This window comes from Leifsonia sp. PS1209, from assembly GCF_012317045.1.
Lineage (GTDB): Bacteria > Actinomycetota > Actinomycetes > Actinomycetales > Microbacteriaceae > Leifsonia.
The window spans coordinates 2,255,679-2,274,035 of sequence record NZ_CP051154.1 but is presented as its reverse complement, the minus strand read 5'-3'; the positions used below and the strand labels follow the sequence as shown (position 1 = coordinate 2,274,035).

The 18,357-nt window shown below is 69.6% G+C and carries 18 protein-coding genes; all 18 read left to right on the top strand.

Annotated features, from left to right (window positions below):
* Positions 1-5: 5 nt before the first annotated feature.
* Positions 6-473, top strand: a complete 468-nt coding sequence (ruvX, locus tag HF024_RS10845) for a Holliday junction resolvase RuvX (protein WP_179150701.1) — start codon at positions 6-8, stop codon at positions 471-473.
* A 1-nt stretch (position 474) separates the two neighbouring features.
* Positions 475-2,079: an endolytic transglycosylase MltG gene (mltG, locus tag HF024_RS10840; RefSeq protein ID WP_247597076.1), complete on the top strand. Its 1,605-nt coding sequence runs from the start codon at positions 475-477 to the stop codon at positions 2,077-2,079.
* On the top strand, positions 2,072-3,223 hold the full coding sequence (locus tag HF024_RS10835) for a shikimate dehydrogenase (RefSeq protein ID WP_168689562.1): 1,152 nt from the start codon (positions 2,072-2,074) through the stop codon (positions 3,221-3,223). Before mltG ends, HF024_RS10835 begins: the two co-directional genes overlap by 8 nt.
* 30 nt (positions 3,224-3,253) lie before the next feature.
* Positions 3,254-4,462 carry a chorismate synthase gene (gene aroC / locus HF024_RS10830; RefSeq protein WP_168689561.1) on the top strand — a complete coding sequence of 403 codons (1,209 nt, stop codon included), beginning with the start codon at positions 3,254-3,256 and terminating at the stop codon, positions 4,460-4,462.
* 11 nt (positions 4,463-4,473) lie between these two features.
* Entirely contained in the window at positions 4,474-4,965 is a 492-nt protein-coding gene (locus HF024_RS10825) for a shikimate kinase (RefSeq protein ID WP_168689560.1), read from the top strand.
* Positions 4,962-6,089, top strand: coding sequence for a 3-dehydroquinate synthase (gene aroB, locus HF024_RS10820; RefSeq protein WP_168689559.1), 1,128 nt, complete (start codon positions 4,962-4,964; stop codon positions 6,087-6,089). The genes HF024_RS10825 and aroB overlap by 4 nt, the downstream gene beginning before the upstream one ends.
* A 77-nt stretch (positions 6,090-6,166) precedes the next feature.
* Positions 6,167-6,604: a type II 3-dehydroquinate dehydratase gene (locus tag HF024_RS10815; protein WP_085367748.1), complete on the top strand. Its 438-nt coding sequence runs from the start codon at positions 6,167-6,169 to the stop codon at positions 6,602-6,604.
* A gap of 113 nt (positions 6,605-6,717) precedes the next feature.
* The gene (efp, locus tag HF024_RS10810; protein WP_085367747.1) at positions 6,718-7,281 is read left to right on the top strand and encodes an elongation factor P; all 564 of its coding nucleotides are present in this window, start codon (positions 6,718-6,720) and stop codon (positions 7,279-7,281) included.
* Positions 7,282-7,698 (top strand): transcription antitermination factor NusB, encoded by a 417-nt coding sequence (nusB, locus tag HF024_RS10805; protein WP_168689558.1) that lies wholly within the window; start codon positions 7,282-7,284, stop codon positions 7,696-7,698.
* A gap of 79 nt (positions 7,699-7,777) precedes the next feature.
* On the top strand, positions 7,778-8,524 hold the full coding sequence (locus tag HF024_RS10800; protein WP_168689557.1) for a thioredoxin domain-containing protein: 747 nt from the start codon (positions 7,778-7,780) through the stop codon (positions 8,522-8,524).
* A gap of 79 nt (positions 8,525-8,603) precedes the next feature.
* Entirely contained in the window at positions 8,604-9,194 is a 591-nt protein-coding gene (pyrR, locus tag HF024_RS10795) for a bifunctional pyr operon transcriptional regulator/uracil phosphoribosyltransferase PyrR (RefSeq protein ID WP_085367744.1), read from the top strand.
* On the top strand, positions 9,191-10,147 hold the full coding sequence (locus tag HF024_RS10790) for an aspartate carbamoyltransferase catalytic subunit (RefSeq protein ID WP_168689556.1): 957 nt from the start codon (positions 9,191-9,193) through the stop codon (positions 10,145-10,147). The genes pyrR and HF024_RS10790 overlap by 4 nt, the downstream gene beginning before the upstream one ends.
* A complete protein-coding gene (locus HF024_RS10785; protein WP_168689555.1) occupies positions 10,144-11,499 on the top strand; it encodes a dihydroorotase in 1,356 nt (451 codons plus the stop codon). The genes HF024_RS10790 and HF024_RS10785 overlap by 4 nt, the downstream gene beginning before the upstream one ends.
* Entirely contained in the window at positions 11,492-12,028 is a 537-nt protein-coding gene (locus HF024_RS10780; protein ID WP_168689554.1) for a hypothetical protein, read from the top strand. The genes HF024_RS10785 and HF024_RS10780 overlap by 8 nt, the downstream gene beginning before the upstream one ends.
* Before the next feature lies 1 nt (position 12,029).
* Entirely contained in the window at positions 12,030-13,193 is a 1,164-nt protein-coding gene (gene carA / locus HF024_RS10775; RefSeq protein ID WP_247597075.1) for a glutamine-hydrolyzing carbamoyl-phosphate synthase small subunit, read from the top strand.
* Entirely contained in the window at positions 13,193-16,480 is a 3,288-nt protein-coding gene (gene carB, locus HF024_RS10770; protein ID WP_085367739.1) for a carbamoyl-phosphate synthase large subunit, read from the top strand. Before carA ends, carB begins: the two co-directional genes overlap by 1 nt.
* Entirely contained in the window at positions 16,477-17,334 is an 858-nt protein-coding gene (gene pyrF, locus HF024_RS10765; RefSeq protein WP_168689553.1) for an orotidine-5'-phosphate decarboxylase, read from the top strand. The genes carB and pyrF overlap by 4 nt, the downstream gene beginning before the upstream one ends.
* Complete coding sequence (gene gmk, locus HF024_RS10760) at positions 17,327-18,289, top strand: guanylate kinase (RefSeq protein WP_085367737.1); 963 nt, start codon at positions 17,327-17,329, stop codon at positions 18,287-18,289. The genes pyrF and gmk overlap by 8 nt, the downstream gene beginning before the upstream one ends.
* Positions 18,290-18,357: the final 68 nt, after the last annotated feature.

Sequence of the window (18,357 nt, the reverse complement as noted above, 5' to 3'; positions counted from 1 at the left end):
GCGTCGTGCGCTCGGGAGTGCGCCTCGGCATCGACGTCGGGAAGGTCAGGATCGGCGTCAGCCGGTCCGACCTGCACGGGATGCTCGCCACCCCGGTCGAGACGGTGCAACGCTCCAAAGATGCTGCGGATCGCCGCAGGATCTCGGAGATTGTGACGGAACTCGGAGTTTTCGAGATTATCGTCGGGTTGCCTTTGGCGCTCTCGGGCGCGCACACCGCATCCACGGCCGACGCCGTCGGATTCGCTGAAGCGCTCGTCACGGAGGTGGGTGTGCCGGTGCGGCTGGTCGACGAACGATTGACGACCGTTTCGGCCCATTCGGCACTCCGGGCGTCGGGAAAGAACTCGAAAAGCGCGCGTCCGGTGGTGGATCAGGTGGCTGCCACGATAATTTTGCAGCACGCCCTCGACGCGGAGCGCGCTTCAGACCGTCCGCCGGGCACACCCGTTGAACCGAACATTGGACCCTAGTTTGTCGCAGAACCCTCCTACCCCGGGGCACGGCGAAACCAGCCAGCCGGACGGCCAGCCAGCACCCCCGCTGTTCCCGTCGGTCAACCGTCAGCCTCTGACGCGGCGCGAGGCGAAGGCCAGAGAAGCGGCAGCGGCGAAAGCGGCGGCGGGACCCGACGCGGACGCAGCGCGGAGTGGCGCGGCTGACCCGTCGGGCCAGCAGGCTCCTGCACCCGCGGCACCCGCCACGCCCGCGCGCTCGGTCGCTCCGCTCGACTTCGACGCCGTGATCACCGGCCCGATCGCCGCCCAGCGCGACGGCAGCATCCCGGAGCAGGCGGAGGAACGCGAGCGGGAGACCGTCGGCGCCCGTCGCTCCAACTTCATCAGCGCGCGAGGACCGGCCGCGGACGCCGCCCAGGAGCCGGTGACCTCCGACCCGTTCGCCACCTTCGAAGAGCTCGCGGCCCAGCACGACGAGCACGCACCGGATGCGCAGCAGGACTCCCCGCTGGTCTGGCGGCAGCAGCACTACCTCTCGCACACCGAACCGCCCAAGAAGAAGCGCAGCCTCAAGCCGCTCTGGGTGACCCTGATCATCGTCGCGATTTTCGGCGGCCTGATCGGCGGAGCGTACGCGGTGTTCCAGCCCCAGATCGCGAAGCTCGTGCAGGCCATCACGCCGGTCGACAACGACTACACCGGCAACGGCACCGGCCAGGTGCTGTTCACGATCAACTCGGGCGACAGCGGCTCGGACATCGCGAACAACCTGGCGAAGAAAGGCGTGACGAAGAGCTACGAAGCGTTCTACACGCTGCTCCTCCGGCAGAAGCCGGAGCCGAACTTCCAGCCAGGACTGTTCAAGCTGGCCAAGCAGATGAGCGCCCAGGCGGCACTCATCGCGCTGCAGGATCCGGCGTCGAAGATGGAGAACACGGCGGTCATCCCCGAGGGCACGGCCGAGAAGGACATCCTGCCGATCGTGGCAGAGGCGACCAAGCTGCCGGTGGCCGACCTGCAGGCGGCAGCGGCGAATCCCGCGCAGTTCGGGGTCCCCGCCGAGGCGAAGACGCTCGAAGGATTCCTGTTCCCCGCGACGTACACGTTCACCCCGGGGATCACCGCGCACGACGCGATCAAGACGATGGTCGATCGCAGCTTCCAGGCGCTGGATGAGGCGGGCGTCGCTCCCGCCGACCGCTGGAAGACCGTGGTGCTCGCCTCCATCGTGCAGCGCGAGGCCGGGCTGGCCCCCGACTACCCGAAGGTGTCCAGGGTCTTCCTCAACCGGCTGGCGCAGGGCTGGGACCTGCAGTCGGATGCGACGGTCGCGTACGGCACAGGCAACACGCACACGGTGACGACGACCGACGCCGAGCGCGCCGACGCGGGCAACCCGTACAACACCTACGTGCATCCCGGGCTGCCTGTCGGGCCGATCTCGAACCCGGGCGACCTCGCCATCGGAGCGGCGATCCACCCGGCGGACGGACCGTGGATGTTCTTCGTGACCTGGAATCTGAAGACCGGCGAGACCATCTTCTCGACGACCGTGGAAGAGCACGACGCCGCGGTGGCGAAGTGGCAACAGTGGATGAGGGACAACCCCGGCTATGAGTGACGAACGCGGCGTGAACGGCAGCGAAGGAGCAGCGGAGGAAGACGGCGTCTCCGAGGCGGAGGCGGAGGCGACGATCGCCGCCATCGTGGAGGCGGAGCGCGCGGCGGAGGCCGAGGAGGCCGCCGTCGCCGAAGCGGAAGAAGCGGCGGAGCTGGAAGAGCCGGAGGACGAGGCTGAAGTGGAGGCTGAGGCTGAGGCTGAGGCTGAGGCCGCGCCTGTCGCCGCCAAGAAGCCGGCCGCCACGTCCAGCAAGCCGCGCGCTGCCTCGTCGAAGGCGGCCAAGCCCGTCACCCGCAAACTCGCGGTTCTCGGCTCGCCGATCGAGCACTCCAAGTCGCCTGCCCTGCATCGCGCGGCGTACGACGTGCTCGGACTCGACTGGGAGTACGACGCCGTCGATGTCACCGCCGACGACCTCACCGGTTTCATCGACGGCCTCGGACCGGAGTGGCGCGGGCTGTCGCTGACCATGCCGCTGAAGAAGTCGGTCGTCCCGGTGCTCGGTGAGACCGACAGGATCGCCGAGCAGACCGGTGCGGCGAACACCGTCCTCCTCGACGACGGTGTCGTGCGCGGCTTCAACACCGACGTTCCCGGGTTCGTGCGCGCGCTGTCCGCCGCAGGGCTCGAGAGTGCGCACTTCGTGCACATCCTGGGCGGGGGAGCGACGGCGGCGTCCGCGCTCGTCGCCGCCGCGGAGCTCGGGGCGGAGAAGGTCGACATCTACGTGCGGTCGCTGGAGCGGAGCGTGTGGCTCGAACCGCTCGCGCACCAGCTGGGCCTCATGGTGCGCATCCGGCCGCTCAGCCAGGCCGACCGGTCGCTCGACGTGCCCGACCTGGTGATCAGCACCCTGCCGGGCGGCGCGACGACGGATGCGCTCTACACCGACTCCACGCGTCGCAAGGCCGTGCTCTTCGACGTGTCGTACGACCCGTGGCCGAGCGCGCTCGGCCGGTCGTGGAACGCCGTCGGCGGCCACGTCGTCTCCGGACTGGCGCTGCTCGCGCACCAGGCCCTGCTGCAGGTGCGGATCTTCGTCTCCGGCGACCCTCTGCAGCCGCTGGACGGCGAGGAGACGGTGCTGGCGGCGATGCTCGACGCGGTCGGGATCGACGCTGCGGGAGCACTGCTGGAGGACTGAGCCCTCTGTCCGCTGTGCCAGAATCGAATCATGCTTCGTTGGCTCACGGCCGGGGAATCCCACGGTCCCGAACTCATCGCCCTCCTGGAGGGGCTCCCCGCAGGGGTGCCCGTCTCCCTCGACGCCGTCCGCGCCGATCTCGCGCGCCGGAAACTCGGCTATGGGCGTGGTGCGCGCATGAAGTTCGAGCAGGACGCGCTCGACATCTCGGGCGGCGTCCGCCACGGGTACAGCCTCGGCAGCCCCATCGCGCTGCGCATCGGGAACACCGAGTGGCCCAAGTGGGTCGACGTGATGAGCGCCGAGCCGGTCGACGAGCAGAAGCTCGCGAGCGGCCGCGGAGCACCGCTCACCCGCCCGCGCCCCGGTCACGCCGATCTGGTCGGGATGCAGAAGTACGGCTTCGACGAGGCGCGCCCCATCCTGGAACGGGCGAGTGCCCGTGAGACCGCCGCCAGGGTCGCGCTCGGCGCCATCGCCCGGTCGTTCCTGGCCGAGCTGGGCATCACGCTCGTCAGCCACACCCTGTCGATCGGTCCGGTGCGCGTTCCGGAGGGTTCGCCCCTTCCGCTGCCGAGCGACGTCGACGTGCTCGACGCCGATCCGCTGCGCTGCTTCGACCCGGCGACCAGCGCGCTGATGGTCGAGGAGGTGGATGCCGCACACAAGGATGGTGACACCCTCGGCGGCGTCGTCGAGGTGCTCGCATACGGACTTCCGCCCGGACTGGGTTCGCACGTGCACTGGGACCGCAGGCTCGACGCGCAGCTGGCGGCAGCCCTCATGGGCATCCAGGCGATCAAGGGCGTGGAGGTCGGCGACGGCTTCCTGACCACGACGCGCCGCGGCTCAGAGGCCCACGACGAACTGGTGGCGGAAGACGGCGAGATCGTCCGCACCAGCGACAAGGCCGGTGGAACCGAGGGCGGCATGAGCACGGGAACCGTGTTGCGCGTGCGCGCAGGCATGAAGCCGATCGCGACGGTGCCGCACGCCCTCCGCACCATCGACATCGCCACCAGCGAGGCGGCGGCCGCCCACCACCAGCGCTCCGACGTCTGCGCCGTCCCCGCGGCCGGTGTGGTCGCGGAGGCGATGGTCGCGCTGGTGCTCGCCAACGCGGTCGTCGAGAAGTTCGGCGGAGACTCCATCGCGGAGACGGCGAGGAACCTGCGCGGCTACCTCGACGCCATTCCGCAGAACCTCGCGACGGAGCGCCTGTCGGCGCCATACGCCTGAGCACCGCACCCGTGACCATCGTCCTGATCGGTCCGCCGGCGGCGGGCAAGTCGCGCATCGGCAAACGGCTCGCCGCGCGCCTGAAGGTCCCGTTCGTCGACACGGACTCGCTGATCGTCGCCGAGCACGGGCCCATCTCCGCGATCTTCGCCGAGCGCGGGGAGCCGCACTTCCGCGCGCTGGAACGCGCGATCGTGGCCAGGGCGCTCGGAGAGCACGGCGTGGTCTCGCTCGGCGGGGGCGCCGTCATCGACCAGGGCACGCAGGCCGACCTGGCCGACGCCCGAGTCGTGCTCCTCACCGTGAGCCCCGAGGCCATCGCGGCCAGGATCGGCAACGGCAAGCGACCGCTGGTCACCGACGTGGAATCGTGGAAACGACTCGTCGCCGCCCGCACCGACATCTACACAGCACTCGCCGACTACACGGCAGACACATCGACCAGACCGATCGACACCATTGTGGAAGAGATCGCGGCCTGGGTCGAGGAAGGACAGCGATGACCCCCATCGAGAACGACCAGCCCACCGGGAACGACCAGCCGACCGGCAACGACCGGCCGACCGAGATCCTGGTCCCCGGCGCAGACCAGTACCCGGTGGTGGTCGGCCGCGGGCTGCGCACGCAGCTGGCCGACCACCTCGGCGGCGGCGTCGCCAAGGTGCTGATCGTCCACCCGCCGACACTGGGCGCGGCCGCTGCCGAGTTGCGCGAGTCGCTGGTCGGGCAGTTCGAGGTGCTGCTGGCCGAGGTCCCGGATGCGGAGGCGGCCAAGCGGGTCGAGGTCGCCGCGTTCTGCTGGCAGGTGATGGGGCAGGCCGACTTCACCCGCTCCGACGCCGTCATCGGCTTCGGTGGTGGCGCGGTGACCGACCTCGCCGGCTTCGTCGCGGCCACCTGGCTGCGCGGCGTCCGGCTCGTGCAGGTGCCGACGACACTGCTCGGGATGGTCGACGCGGCCGTCGGGGGCAAGACCGGCATCAACACGGCGGAGGGTAAGAACCTCGTCGGCGCCTTCTACGCGCCGGCCGCGGTGATCTGCGACCTGGACACGCTCACCTCGCTCCCGCGCAACGAGATCCTGGCCGGGTTCGGCGAGGTCGTGAAGTACGGCTTCATCGCCGAACCGGAGATCCTCGACATCATCGAGCGCGACGTCGACCGGGCCACCGATCCGTTGTCCGACGAGTTCCGCCGCCTGGTCGAGCTGTCCATCGGCATCAAGGCGCGCGTCGTCGGGGAGGACTTCACCGAGCAGGGACTCCGCGAGATCCTCAACTACGGCCACACGCTCGGGCACGCCATCGAGCACGCCGAGCGCTACCAGTGGCGCCACGGCGCCGCCGTCTCCGTCGGCATGATGTTCGCGGCGGAGCTCGCCCGGCTGAGCGGACGGCTGAGCGACGAGGTCGTGGACCGGCACCGTCGCATCCTGGAGTCCCTGACGCTGCCGGTGAGCTACCCGCTCGGCCGGTGGCAGACGCTGCTCGCGTCGATGCAGCGCGACAAGAAGGCGCGGGGGAGTCTGCTGCGCTTCATCGTGCTCGACGACATCGCCCGGCCGACCGTGCTCGCCGGTCCCGACCAGAGCCTGCTGTTCGCCGCGTACCAGGAGATCGGTTCGTGACGACCGCGACGACCGTGACCGAGCTGGCGGCTGCGCGTCCGCTATCCGCCGCCGCTGCGCCGGTAGGCTGATCCGCTATGAGCAGTGTTCTCGTCCTCAACGGCCCGAACCTCGGGCGTCTCGGCACCCGCGAGCCCGACGTCTACGGTGCGGAGACCCTGGACGACCTCCGGGTCGTCCTGCAGTCCGACGCGCCGGAGACGACCATCGACCTCCGCCAGACGGACGACGAAGGCCAGCTCCTGCGCTGGCTGCACGAGGCGGCGGACAGCGGAGCTCCCGTCATCCTCAACGCGGGCGCGTGGACCCACTACTCCTACGCGCTCCGGGATGCGGTCTCGCTCGTGACCAAGGCCGGCGGCACCGTCATCGAGGTGCACCTGTCCAACCCGCACGCGCGCGAGGAGTTCCGGCACACCAGCGTCATCTCCGCCGTCGCGAGCGGGGTGATCGCCGGATTCGGGTTCGATTCCTACCGCCTGGCGCTCGCCCACATTCGCCGAAACGCCGACTGACAACTAGAATCTCTTGAGGCTGCCGCCGCGTCCTTCGTGCGTGGCCGGCCACCGTGGACCGCTCCGGCGCGCATCCACCCGGATCTTCTCCCACAATCGAACGGAACTCACGCATGGCAACAACCGCTGACATCAAGAACGGCATCGTCCTCAACATGGACGGCCAGCTCTGGACCGTGATCGAGTTCCAGCACGTCAAGCCGGGCAAGGGCGGCGCGTTCGTCCGCACCAAGCTGAAGAACGTCACCAGCGGCAAGACCGTCGACCGCACCTTCAACGCCGGATCGAAGATCGAGACGTCGAACGTCGACCGTCGCGACTACCAGTACCTGTACCAGGACGGCGAGAACTTCGTCTTCATGGACACCAGCGACTACGACCAGATCAGCATCTCCGGCACCGTCGTCGGCGACGCAGCCAACTTCATGCTCGAGAACCAGAACGTCACCGTCGCGCTGCACGAGGGCGAGCCGCTCTACGTCGAGCTCCCCGCCTCCGTCGTGCTGGAGATCACCTACACCGAGCCGGGCCTGCAGGGCGACCGCTCCACCGGCGGCACCAAGCCGGCGACCGTGGAGACCGGCTACCAGATCCAGGTCCCGCTGTTCCTCGAGACCGGCACCAAGGTCAAGGTCGACACCCGCACCGGTGACTACCTCGGTCGCGTCAACGACTAGATGAGCGCCAGGACCAAAGCCCGCAAGCGTGCTCTGGACGTGCTCTACGGAGCGGACGTCCGGCAGGTCGCGCTGAACCAGGCACTCGCGACCGAGGCGGAGCGCGCGGCCAGCGAGCCGCAGCGCGAAGCCTCGTGGCTGTACGCCCGCGAGATCGTCGACGGGATCATCGACAACCAGGACGAGATCGACGAGCAGATCGAGACGTACGCGCAGGGCTGGACCCTCGCGCGCATGCCGATCGTCGACCGCGCCATCCTGCGCATCGGCGTCTGGGAGCTGCTCTTCAACGAGCAGGTGCCGGACGGCGTCGCCATCTCCGAAGCCGTCGAGGCGGCGACCGTGCTGTCCACGGACGACTCGGCCGGCTTCATCAACGGTCTTCTCGCGAAGATCGCGCAGAACAAACCGAAGTAAGACCAGCGCCCGGCCGCCGGGGAGCGCCCGACCAGGGCGCATCCCGGCGGGGGATCGCCAGACCAGCGGAACGAGAGCCATGCGCAGCACCACCTCCCTTCGACGCTCATCCGGACGGCGAGCGGGGGTGCGCGCACTCGGCGCAGCGCTCATCGCCATCGCCCTCGTGGCCGGCACGGCCGCGTGCTCGCTGGTCGGGGGCAACGGCTCGGTCCCTGTCGCCACGGCGAAGGCTCCGACCGGCACGGACGGCGCGGTCAACTTCGACGACGGCTACATCAAGGCGGGCACGGGAACCAAGCACGTCGACATCTGGTTCGACCCGATGTGCCCGGTCTGCGGCGCGTTCGAGAAGGCCAACGGAGACACACTGGCGAAGGCGGTCTCGGACGGCACGATCACGCTCCGCCTGCACCCGCTGACGTTCCTCGACCGGGCATCGAACGGCACCGGATACTCCACCCGCGCTTCCGCGGCGCTCACCTGCGTGGCGGTGAAGGAGCCGAACAGCGCTCTGGACTACTACACGGCGCTGTTCGCCAACCAGCCGGAGGAGAACTCCAACGGGCTGACCAACGAGCAGCTGGCGAAGCTCGCCACGGACGGCGGCATGACCGACATCACCGACTGCCTCGGCCGCAGCGGCCCGTATCAGGCGTGGGCGCAGGCGAACACTGCGCACTCGCAGACCGGTCCCATCACCGTGGACGGCACGAAGGTGCTGGACACCATCCAGGGCACGCCGACCGTGCTCGTGGACGGCAAGCAGTTCACCGGCAAGGTCGATGACAGCGCCGCGTTCACCTCGTTCCTCGCGAAGAACTGAGCATCGCGGGCTCCTGCTATGCTCGTTCGCGGTAGACATCCTTTAACAGCCGTCCTGTGAGGCGGGGAAGGAGGTCGGCATGACAGTGCGAACAGTGCTGCAACACGCTGACATCACCCGGGCGTTGACTCGGATCTCCCACGAGATCCTGGAGTCCAACCGGGGTACGAACGATCTCATCATCCTGGGGATCCCCACACGCGGGGTCGTCCTCGCGCGGAGGATCGCGGAGAACATCCAGCGGATCGAGCCACAGGCGGTCGCATCGCCGGCCGACCTCGTCGGCGCGCTCGACGTGACGATGTACCGCGACGACCTCTCCCGCAACCCCACCCGCACCCCGGCGCCCACCTCGCTGCCGGGCAGCATCGACGGCAAGACCGTCGTGCTGGTCGACGACGTGCTGTACTCGGGGCGCACCATCCGGGCGGCACTGGATGCGCTGAGCGACCTGGGCAGGCCGCGCGCGGTCCGGCTCGCCGTGCTGGTCGACCGCGGCCACCGCGAGCTGCCGATCCGGGCGGACTTCGTCGGCAAGAACCTGCCGTCCGCCGCCTCGGAGCGCATCAACGTGCTGCTCACCGAGATCGACGGGGACGAGGCAGTGACCATCGAGGACGGCCTGACGGACGCCGCGGATGCCGAGGGCAGTGCGGAGGCCGGCGCATGAGGCACCTCCTCTCCACCCGCACCCTCGGGCGCGACGACGCCATCCGCATCCTGGACGTGGCCGAGGACATGGCCGACGTGCAGGAGCGCGAGGTCAAGAAGCTTCCGACGCTGCGCGGCAAGACCGTCGTCAACCTCTTCTTCGAGGACTCGACCCGCACCCGCATCTCGTTCGAGGCTGCGGCCAAGCGGCTCTCCGCCGACGTGATCAACTTCAGCGCGAAGGGCTCCAGCGTCTCCAAGGGCGAGAGCCTGAAGGACACCGCGCAGACGCTCGCCGCGATGGGCGCGGACGCCGTCGTCATCCGGCACAGCGCATCGGGAGCCCCGCAGACGCTCGCCGCCAGCGGCTGGATCGACGCCGGCATCGTCAACGCCGGAGACGGGATGCACGAGCACCCCACCCAGGCGCTGCTCGACGCGTTCACCATGCGGCGCAGGCTGCACGGTGCTGCATCCAGGGGCCGCGACCTCGACGGCGTAACGGTGACCATCGTCGGCGACATCCTGCACTCGCGGGTGGCGCGCTCGAACGTCTGGCTGCTGGAGACCCTCGGCGCCGACGTCACGCTGGTGGCGCCGCCCACCCTGCTGCCGGTGGATGCGTCCGGCTGGCCGGCGAGGATCGGCTACGACCTCGACGCCGCGATCGACGCAGGACCGGACGTGGTGATGATGCTCCGCATCCAGGGCGAGAGGATGAACGCGGCGTTCTTCCCGAACACCAGGGAGTATTCGCGCCGTTGGGGGCTGGACGACGAACGTCTCGCCCGGCTCGGCGACGGTAGCATTGTGATGCACCCCGGTCCGATGAATCGGGGTCTGGAGATTTCGGCGGCGGCGGCGGACTCGCCCCGCTCGACGGTCAGGGAACAAGTGGCCAACGGGGTTTCCGTTCGAATGGCCGCTCTGTACCTCCTGCTGTCCGGTGGAGATCGGGAGGACTTGGCATGAACGAGAAGTATCTGATCGCGGGAGCGACGCTCGCAGGCGGCACGCGTGCCGACCTGCTGGTGAGCGGCGGCAGGATCGCGGAGCTGGGCACCGGGCTGTCCGCTGCCGGCGCGACGGTGGTCGATGCGGACGGGCTGCTCGCGCTCCCCGGCCTGGTCGACCTGCACACGCACCTGCGCGAGCCGGGCTACGAGCAGAGTGAGACGGTCCTGACCGGCACCCGCGCTGCGGCGGCCGGCGGCTTCACCTCGGTGTTCGCGATGGCAAACACCTCCCCGGTGGCCGACACGGCCGGTGTGGTCGAGCAGGTGCTGAGCCTGGGCGACGCCGCAGGCTACGCCACGGTGCGCCCGATCGGCGCCGTCACCGTCGGCCTGGAGGGCGAGCGGCTGGCCGAGCTCGGCGCGATGGCAGACTCCCGTGCACGCGTGCGGGTGTTCTCGGACGACGGCAAGTGCGTCTCCGACCCGCTGCTGATGCGCAGGGCGCTCGAATACGTCAAGGCGTTCGACGGCGTCATCGCCCAGCACGCCCAGGAGCCGCGGCTGACCGTCGGCGCGCAGATGAACGAGGGTGCGCTGTCCGGCGAGCTGGGGCTGGCGGGCTGGCCCGCCGTGGCCGAGGAGTCGATCATCGCGCGGGATGTGCTCCTCGCCGAGCACGTCGGCTCCCGCCTGCACGTCTGCCACGTCTCGACCGCCGGTTCCGTCGACGTGATCCGCTGGGCGAAGGCCCGCGGCATCGACGTGACGGCCGAGGTCACCCCGCACCACCTGATCCTCACCGAAGACCTGGCGAGCGGCTACGACGCCCGATACAAGGTGAACCCGCCGCTGCGCCGGTCGGAGGACGTCGAGGCGCTGCGGGCAGGGCTCGCGGACGGCACCATCGACATCGTCGCCACCGACCACGCCCCGCATCCCGTCGAGTCGAAGGACTGCGAGTGGGATGCCGCCGCGTTCGGCATGGTCGGCCTGGAATCCGCGCTCTCGGTGGTGCACGCCTCCGTGGTGCAGAACGGGATGCTCGGCTGGGCAGACGTCGCCCGCGTGCTCTCGCACACCCCGGCGCGCATCGGCAGGCTGGCCGGTCACGGCCAGGCGATCGAGCAGGGGGCTCCCGCGGAGTTCACCCTCTACGACCCCGCTGCCTCCCGGTCGTTCTCCACCGGAGACCTCGCCGGAAAGGGCATCAACTCTCCCTATCTGTCGATGACGCTCCCCGGCCGCGTCATCGCGACCTTCCACCACGGGTACCCGACCGTCTTCGACGGCGCGGTCTCCGACGCGGAGGAGGTCGCCGCCCGCGCGAGGGCGGTCGCCGGACACTACGAGGAGGCACTGCGTGGATAAGCTCGTCCCCGTCCTGGTCGTCGCGGCCGTCCTGGTCGTCGCTGTCCTGCTGATCGTCTGGGGCTGGCGACGACGCGTGCGACGCGACCGATCGGCGGGCGGCGGATACGCTGCCCCGGCTGCGGCCCCCGCCGCAGCCCAGCCGCTCGCGCGCGTCGCGACCTTCTACGTCGCCACCACCAAGGGCGGGGAGCACCTGGAGCGCCTCGCGCTCCCCGGGCTCTCGTTCCGCGGCAAGGCCGAACTGAGCGTGACGGAGGACGGCGTCAGCGTCGCCATCCCCGGCGAGCAGCCCGTCTACATCCCGTCGTCGGCGATCACCGGCCTCGGGGCGGCGACCACCGCCATCGACCGCGTGGTCGAGAAGGACGGACTTCTCCGTCTCTCCTGGACCACCAGCGGCGGCGTGGCGGCAGACAGTTTCTTCCGGGTCGTCGACCCGGCCGACCGGGCGCCGGTGATCGCCGCGGTCGAATCCATTCTCCCCGCCGGCCATCAGGCGGGAACCAGCACGGAAAGTGAGGTGTGACGTGGCGCAGGCAACCCCCGCCGTCCTCGTCCTCGAAGACGGAACCCGCTATGTCGGACGGGCGTACGGCGCTGTCGGCCGCACGTTCGGCGAAGCGGTGTTCTCCACCGGCATGACCGGATACCAGGAGACGCTGACCGACCCGAGCTACGCGGGCCAGATCGTCCTGATGACGGCTCCGCACATCGGCAACACGGGCACGAACGACGAAGACATGGAGTCCCGCCAGATCTGGGTCGCCGGCTACGTCGTGCGCGAGCCCAGCCGCATCGTGTCCAACTTCCGCGCCCAGCGCAGCCTCGACGACGACCTGGTCGCCCAGGGCGTCGTCGGCATCAGCGGGATCGACACGCGCGCGGTGACCAGGCACATCCGGTCGGCGGGCGCGATGCGTTCCGGCATCTTCTCCGGCGAGGACTTCGACCTCACCGACGGGGAGCAGCTGGAACTCGTGCGGTCCACCTCGACGATGGCGGGAACCAACCTGTCCGCCGAGGTGTCGACGCCCGAGCCGTTCACGGTCCCCGCGGTCGGCGAGAAGGTCGGCTCCGTCGCCGTTCTCGACCTCGGTGTGAAGAAGTCGACGCTCGAGAACCTCGCAGCGCGCGGCCTCGACGTGCACGTGCTCCCGCAGATGGTGTCGGCCAGGGATGTGCTGGAACTGCAGCCGTCCGCCCTGTTCTTCTCGAACGGGCCAGGTGACCCCCAGGCGTCCGGCAAGCACGTCGCGCTGCTGCAGGAGGTGCTGAGGGCCGGCGTCCCGTACTTCGGCATCTGCTTCGGCAACCAGCTGCTCGGCCGCGCGCTCGGCCTCGGCACGTACAAGCTGCCGTTCGGCCACCGCGGCATCAACCAGCCGGTGCTCGACAAGCGCACCGGCCGGGTGGAGATCACCGCGCAGAACCACGGGTTCGCCGTGGATGCGCCGATCGACGGTGTGTTCGACTCCCCGGCGGGCTTCGGCCGCGTCGAGGTCAGCCACTTCAGCCTCAACGACAACGTGGTGGAGGGGCTCAATTGCCTCGACCTCAACGCGTTCAGCGTGCAGTACCACCCCGAGGCGGCCGCAGGGCCCCACGACGCCAACTACCTCTTCGACCGCTTCCTCGACATGATCACTGCTCGGGAGAACGGCGCAACCGCATCGCAGGGAGACTCCGAGTAATGCCGAAGCGTTCCGACATCAATTCCGTCCTGGTCATCGGCTCCGGCCCGATCGTCATCGGGCAGGCCTGTGAGTTCGACTACTCCGGCACCCAGGCGTGCCGCGTGCTCCGCGAGGAGGGCGTGCGCGTCATCCTGGTGAACTCGAACCCGGCGACCATCATGACCGACCCCGACTTCGCCGACGCCACGTACGTGGAGCCGATCACGTGGGAGGTCATCGAGACCATCATCGCCAAGGAGAAGCCGGATGCGATCCTGCCGACCCTGGGCGGCCAGACCGCTCTCAACGCCGCCATCCAGCTGCACGAGCACGGCATCCTGGAGAAGTACAACGTCGAGCTGATCGGCGCCAAGTTCGAGGCCATCCAGAAGGGCGAGGACCGCCAGATCTTCAAGGAGCTGGTGATCGAGGCCGGCGCGGAGGTCGCGCGCTCGCACATCGCGCACACCGTCGAGGAGGCCGTCGAGTTCGCCGAGGACCTCGGCTACCCGCTGGTCGTCCGTCCGTCGTTCACGATGGGCGGCCTCGGGTCCGGCTTCGCGTACACCGAGCAGGAGCTGCGCCGCATCGTCGGCGACGGCATCCACCAGAGCCCGACCAGCGAGGTGCTGCTGGAGGAGTCCATCCTGGGCTGGAAGGAGTACGAGCTCGAGCTGATGCGCGACACCGCGGACAACACGGTGGTCGTCTGCTCGATCGAGAACGTCGACCCCGTCGGCGTGCACACCGGTGACTCGATCACCGTCGCCCCGGCCCTCACGCTGACCGACCGCGAGTACCAGCGGATGCGCGACATCGGCATCGACATCATCCGCGCCGTCGGCGTCGACACCGGCGGCTGCAACATCCAGTTCGCCGTCGACCCGGCGAACGGCCGCATCATCGTCATCGAGATGAACCCGCGCGTCTCCCGCTCGTCGGCGCTCGCGTCGAAGGCGACCGGCTTCCCGATCGCGAAGATCGCCGCGAAGCTCGCCATCGGCTACCGCCTGGACGAGATCCCGAACGACATCACCAAGGTCACCCCGGCGAGCTTCGAGCCGACGCTCGACTACGTGGTCGTGAAGGTGCCGCGGTTCGCGTTCGAGAAGTTCCCCGCCGCCGACCCGACCCTCACCACGACCATGAAGTCGGTCGGAGAGGCGATGGCCATCGGCCGCAGCTTCAGCAGCGCGCTGCAGAAGGCGCTCCGCTCGCTGGAGAAGCGCGGGTCGTCCTTCCACTGGGGTGCGGAGAGCCGCACCGTCGAGGAGCTGCTGACGAGCATCCAGACCCCGACGGACGGCCGGATCGTGGATGTGCAGCAGGCGCTCCGCCTCGGAGCGACGCCCGAGCAGGTGTTCGAGGCCACGAAGATCGACCCGTGGTTCCTCGACCAGATCGTGCTCATCAACGAGGTCGCGGAGCAGATCCGCACCGCGGAGACTCTCGACACCGACACGCTGCGGGATGCGAAGGACCACGGCTTCTCCGACGCGCAGATCGGTCAGCTGCGCGGCTTCGGCGAGGCGGACGTGCGCGAGATCCGCCACATCCTGGGGGTGCGTCCCGTCTACAAGACGGTGGACACCTGCGCGGGCGAGTTCCCGGCCCTCACGCCGTACCACTACTCCAGCTACGACCTGGAGACCGAGGTGGAGCCGAGCGACAGGCGCAAGGTGGTCATCCTGGGCTCCGGCCCGAACCGCATCGGTCAGGGCGTCGAGTTCGACTACTCCTGCGTGCACGCGTCGTTCGCACTGAGCGACGCCGGGTACGAGACGGTCATGATCAACTGCAACCCGGAGACGGTCTCGACCGACTACGACACCAGCGACCGGCTCTACTTCGAGCCGCTCACGCTGGAGGACGTGCTGGAGGTCATCCACGCGGAGAGCCAGAGCGGCGAGCTCGTGGGCGTCGTCGTGCAGCTCGGCGGCCAGACGGCGCTCGGGCTGGCGAAGGGCCTGGAGGCCGCAGGCGTCCCGATCCTCGGCACCACGCCCGAGGCGATCGACCTGGCGGAGGAGCGCGGCCTGTTCGCCGAGATCCTCGAGAACGCCGGACTCCTCGCGCCGCGCAACGGCACCGCGTTCGACTTCCCCGGCGCCGTGCAGGTGGCGGAGCAGATCGGCTACCCGGTGCTCGTGCGCCCGAGCTACGTGCTCGGCGGCCGCGGCATGGAGATCGTCTACGACAGCCCGTCGCTGGCCGACTACTTCGAGCGCGTGGCCGGTCAGGGCATCGTCGGGCCGGCGCATCCACTGCTGGTGGACCGCTTCCTCGACGACGCCATCGAGATCGACGTGGACGCGCTCTACGACGGAGAGACGCTCTACATCGGCGGCGTGATGGAGCACATCGAGGAGGCGGGCATCCACTCGGGTGACTCGAGCTGCACGCTTCCCCCGATCACGCTCGGTCGTCGCGAGATCGACAGGGTGCGCGAGGCGACGCTGAAGATCGCGGAGGGCATCGGCGTGCGCGGCCTGCTGAACGTGCAGTTCGCCATCGGCGCCGGCGTGCTCTACGTGCTCGAAGCGAACCCGCGTGCGTCCCGCACGGTGCCGTTCGTGTCGAAGGCGCTGGGCATCCCGTTGGCGAAGGCCGCATCCAGGATCATGGTCGGCGCGACCGTCGCCGGGCTGATCGAGGAGGGTCTGCTTCCGCAGCAGGACGGCTCGATCATCCCGATGGACTCGCCGGTCGCCGTCAAGGAGGCCGTGCTGCCGTTCAAGCGCTTCCGCACCAAGGAGGGCAACGTCGTCGACTCGGTCCTCGGCCCGGAGATGCGCTCGACCGGTGAGGTCATGGGCATCGACAAGGACTTCCCGCGCGCGTTCGCCAAGAGCCAGTCGGCCGCGTACGGCGGCATGCCGCTCGGCGGCACGGCGTTCGTGTCGGTCTCCGACCGCGACAAGCGCTCGATCGTGCTTCCGGTGCTTCGCCTGCAGGAGCTCGGCTTCTCGATCCTCGCGACAGAGGGAACGGCGGAGGTCCTGAACCGCAACGGTATCGCCGCCAGCGTCGTGCGCAAGTTCAGCGAGACGGAGAACGTGGATGCGCCATCCATCGTCGACCTGATCAACCGCAACGAGGTGGATGTGGTCATCAACACCCCGAGCGGCCGCTCCGCCCGCGCGGACGGCTACGAGATCCGCGCCGCTGCGGTGGCCGGAGACAAGCCGCTGTTCACCACGATCGCCGAGCTGAGCGCTGCGGTGGCATCGGTGGATGCGATCCGCGAGGGCTTCGACGTCAAGTCGCTGCAGCAGTACGCGATCGAGAGGGCCGCACGCGCGTGAGCTTCGGTGACCGGCTCGCCGGAGTCTTCGCGGCCAGCGGGCGCCTCTGCGTCGGCATCGACCCGCACGCGCACCTGCTGGAGAGCTGGGGCCTTGCGGCCTCGGCCTCCGGCGCGCGCGAGTTCGGGCTCGCGGTGGTCGAGGCGACGAAGGGACGGGCGGGCATCGTCAAGCCGCAGGTCGCGTTCTTCGAGCGCTACGGCTCCGCGGGGTACGCGGCGCTCGAAGAGGTGATCGGGGCCGCCCGCTCGGCCGGGCTGCTGGTGATCGCCGACGCGAAGCGCGGGGACATCGGCACCAGCGTCACGGCGTACGCGGAGGCGTGGCTCACCCCCGGCGCCCCGCTGGAAGCGGACGCGATGACCATCGCGGCGTTCCAGGGCGTCGGGTCGATCGAGGAGCCGATGCGGCTGGCGGAGGCGAACGGCAAGGGCCTGTTCGTGCTCGCCGCGACCTCCAATCCGGAGGCGGCGGCCATCCAGCGCGCGGTCGTCCAGGACGGCCGGCGTGCGGGGAGCACCGTCGCTCGTGCGATCATCGAAGACGTGCAATCGTTCAACCAGGCGCAGACCCCCAGCGCATTCGGGTCCGTCGGGCTCGTGCTCGGCGCGACCCTCGACCTCACCGGCTTCGGCATCGACATCGCGGGGGAGCCCGGCGTCAACCGTGCTCCCGTGCTCGCCCCGGGCTTCGGCCACCAGGGCGCGAAGGTGGAGGACGCGTCCCGGCTGTACGGCTCGTTCGCGGGCGGCGTGATCGTGAGCGAGTCGCGCGGGCTGCTCGGCGCCGGTCCGTCCGGCCTGGCCGACGCCATCGCGCGCCGGGCGGAGGAGGTGCGTGCGAGCCATGTCTGACCAGACGACAGCAGAGGGAACGACAGCGGCGGGCACGGCAACATCCCACCGGCCGGCCCCGCCGGAGGTCGACCGTGCCGCCGCATCGCAGGCCGCCGTCGCCGCCCGCCGGGCACGCGCGGCCGTCAAGGCCGCTATCGCGCACCAGGAGATCTCGCCGCTGACCGTCCTGGACAAGGCGACGGCCGACCCGGAGGGCGTCGAGGGGCGGCTGCGGGTCACCGAGTTCCTGCTCAGTGTGCCCGCGATCGGCACCACCAAGATGCAGGATGCCCTGCGCACGCTCGCGATCTCGCCCGCCAAACGGCTGGGCGGCCTGGGCAGGCACCAGCGCCTGCGCCTCCGCGACTACCTGATCGACCGCGAGGCGAAGGCCGGGCGCCTGAAGAACCACCTCGTGGTGCTGGCAGGACCCACCGCCGTCGGCAAGGGGACGGTCTCGACGTACATCCGCGAGAACTATCCGGATGTGCTGCTCTCGGTCTCCGCGACCACCCGCGCCCCGCGGCCCGGCGAGGTCGACGGCGTCAACTACTACTTCGTCGACGACGCGGAGTTCGACAGGATGATCGCGGACGGCGAGCTCCTCGAATACGCCACGGTGCACAACGCGTACCGTTATGGCACGCCGCGCAAGCCGATCGAGCGCGCGCTGGACGAGGGCAAGAGCGTGCTGCTCGAGATCGACCTGCAGGGCGCGCGCAGCGTGCGGAAGGCGATGCCGGAGGCGCGGCTGATCTTCCTGCTGCCTCCGACCTGGGAAGAACTCGTCCGCAGGCTCATCGGCCGCGGCACGGAGGAACCGGCGGAACAGCAGCGCAGACTCGAGACGGCGAAGGTCGAATTGGCCGCTCAGGACGAGTTCGATCACCGCGTCGTGAACACCGACGTGGCCGAGGCGGCGCGCGAGGTCGTAGACTTGATGAAGATCCGCGCGGCGCCGTCGCGCCCGTAGACCGTTTTCGTCGCGTCATTCAGACGCCGTCGCAGCCTGCGACCACCCACGATCCGTTCAACCTGCAA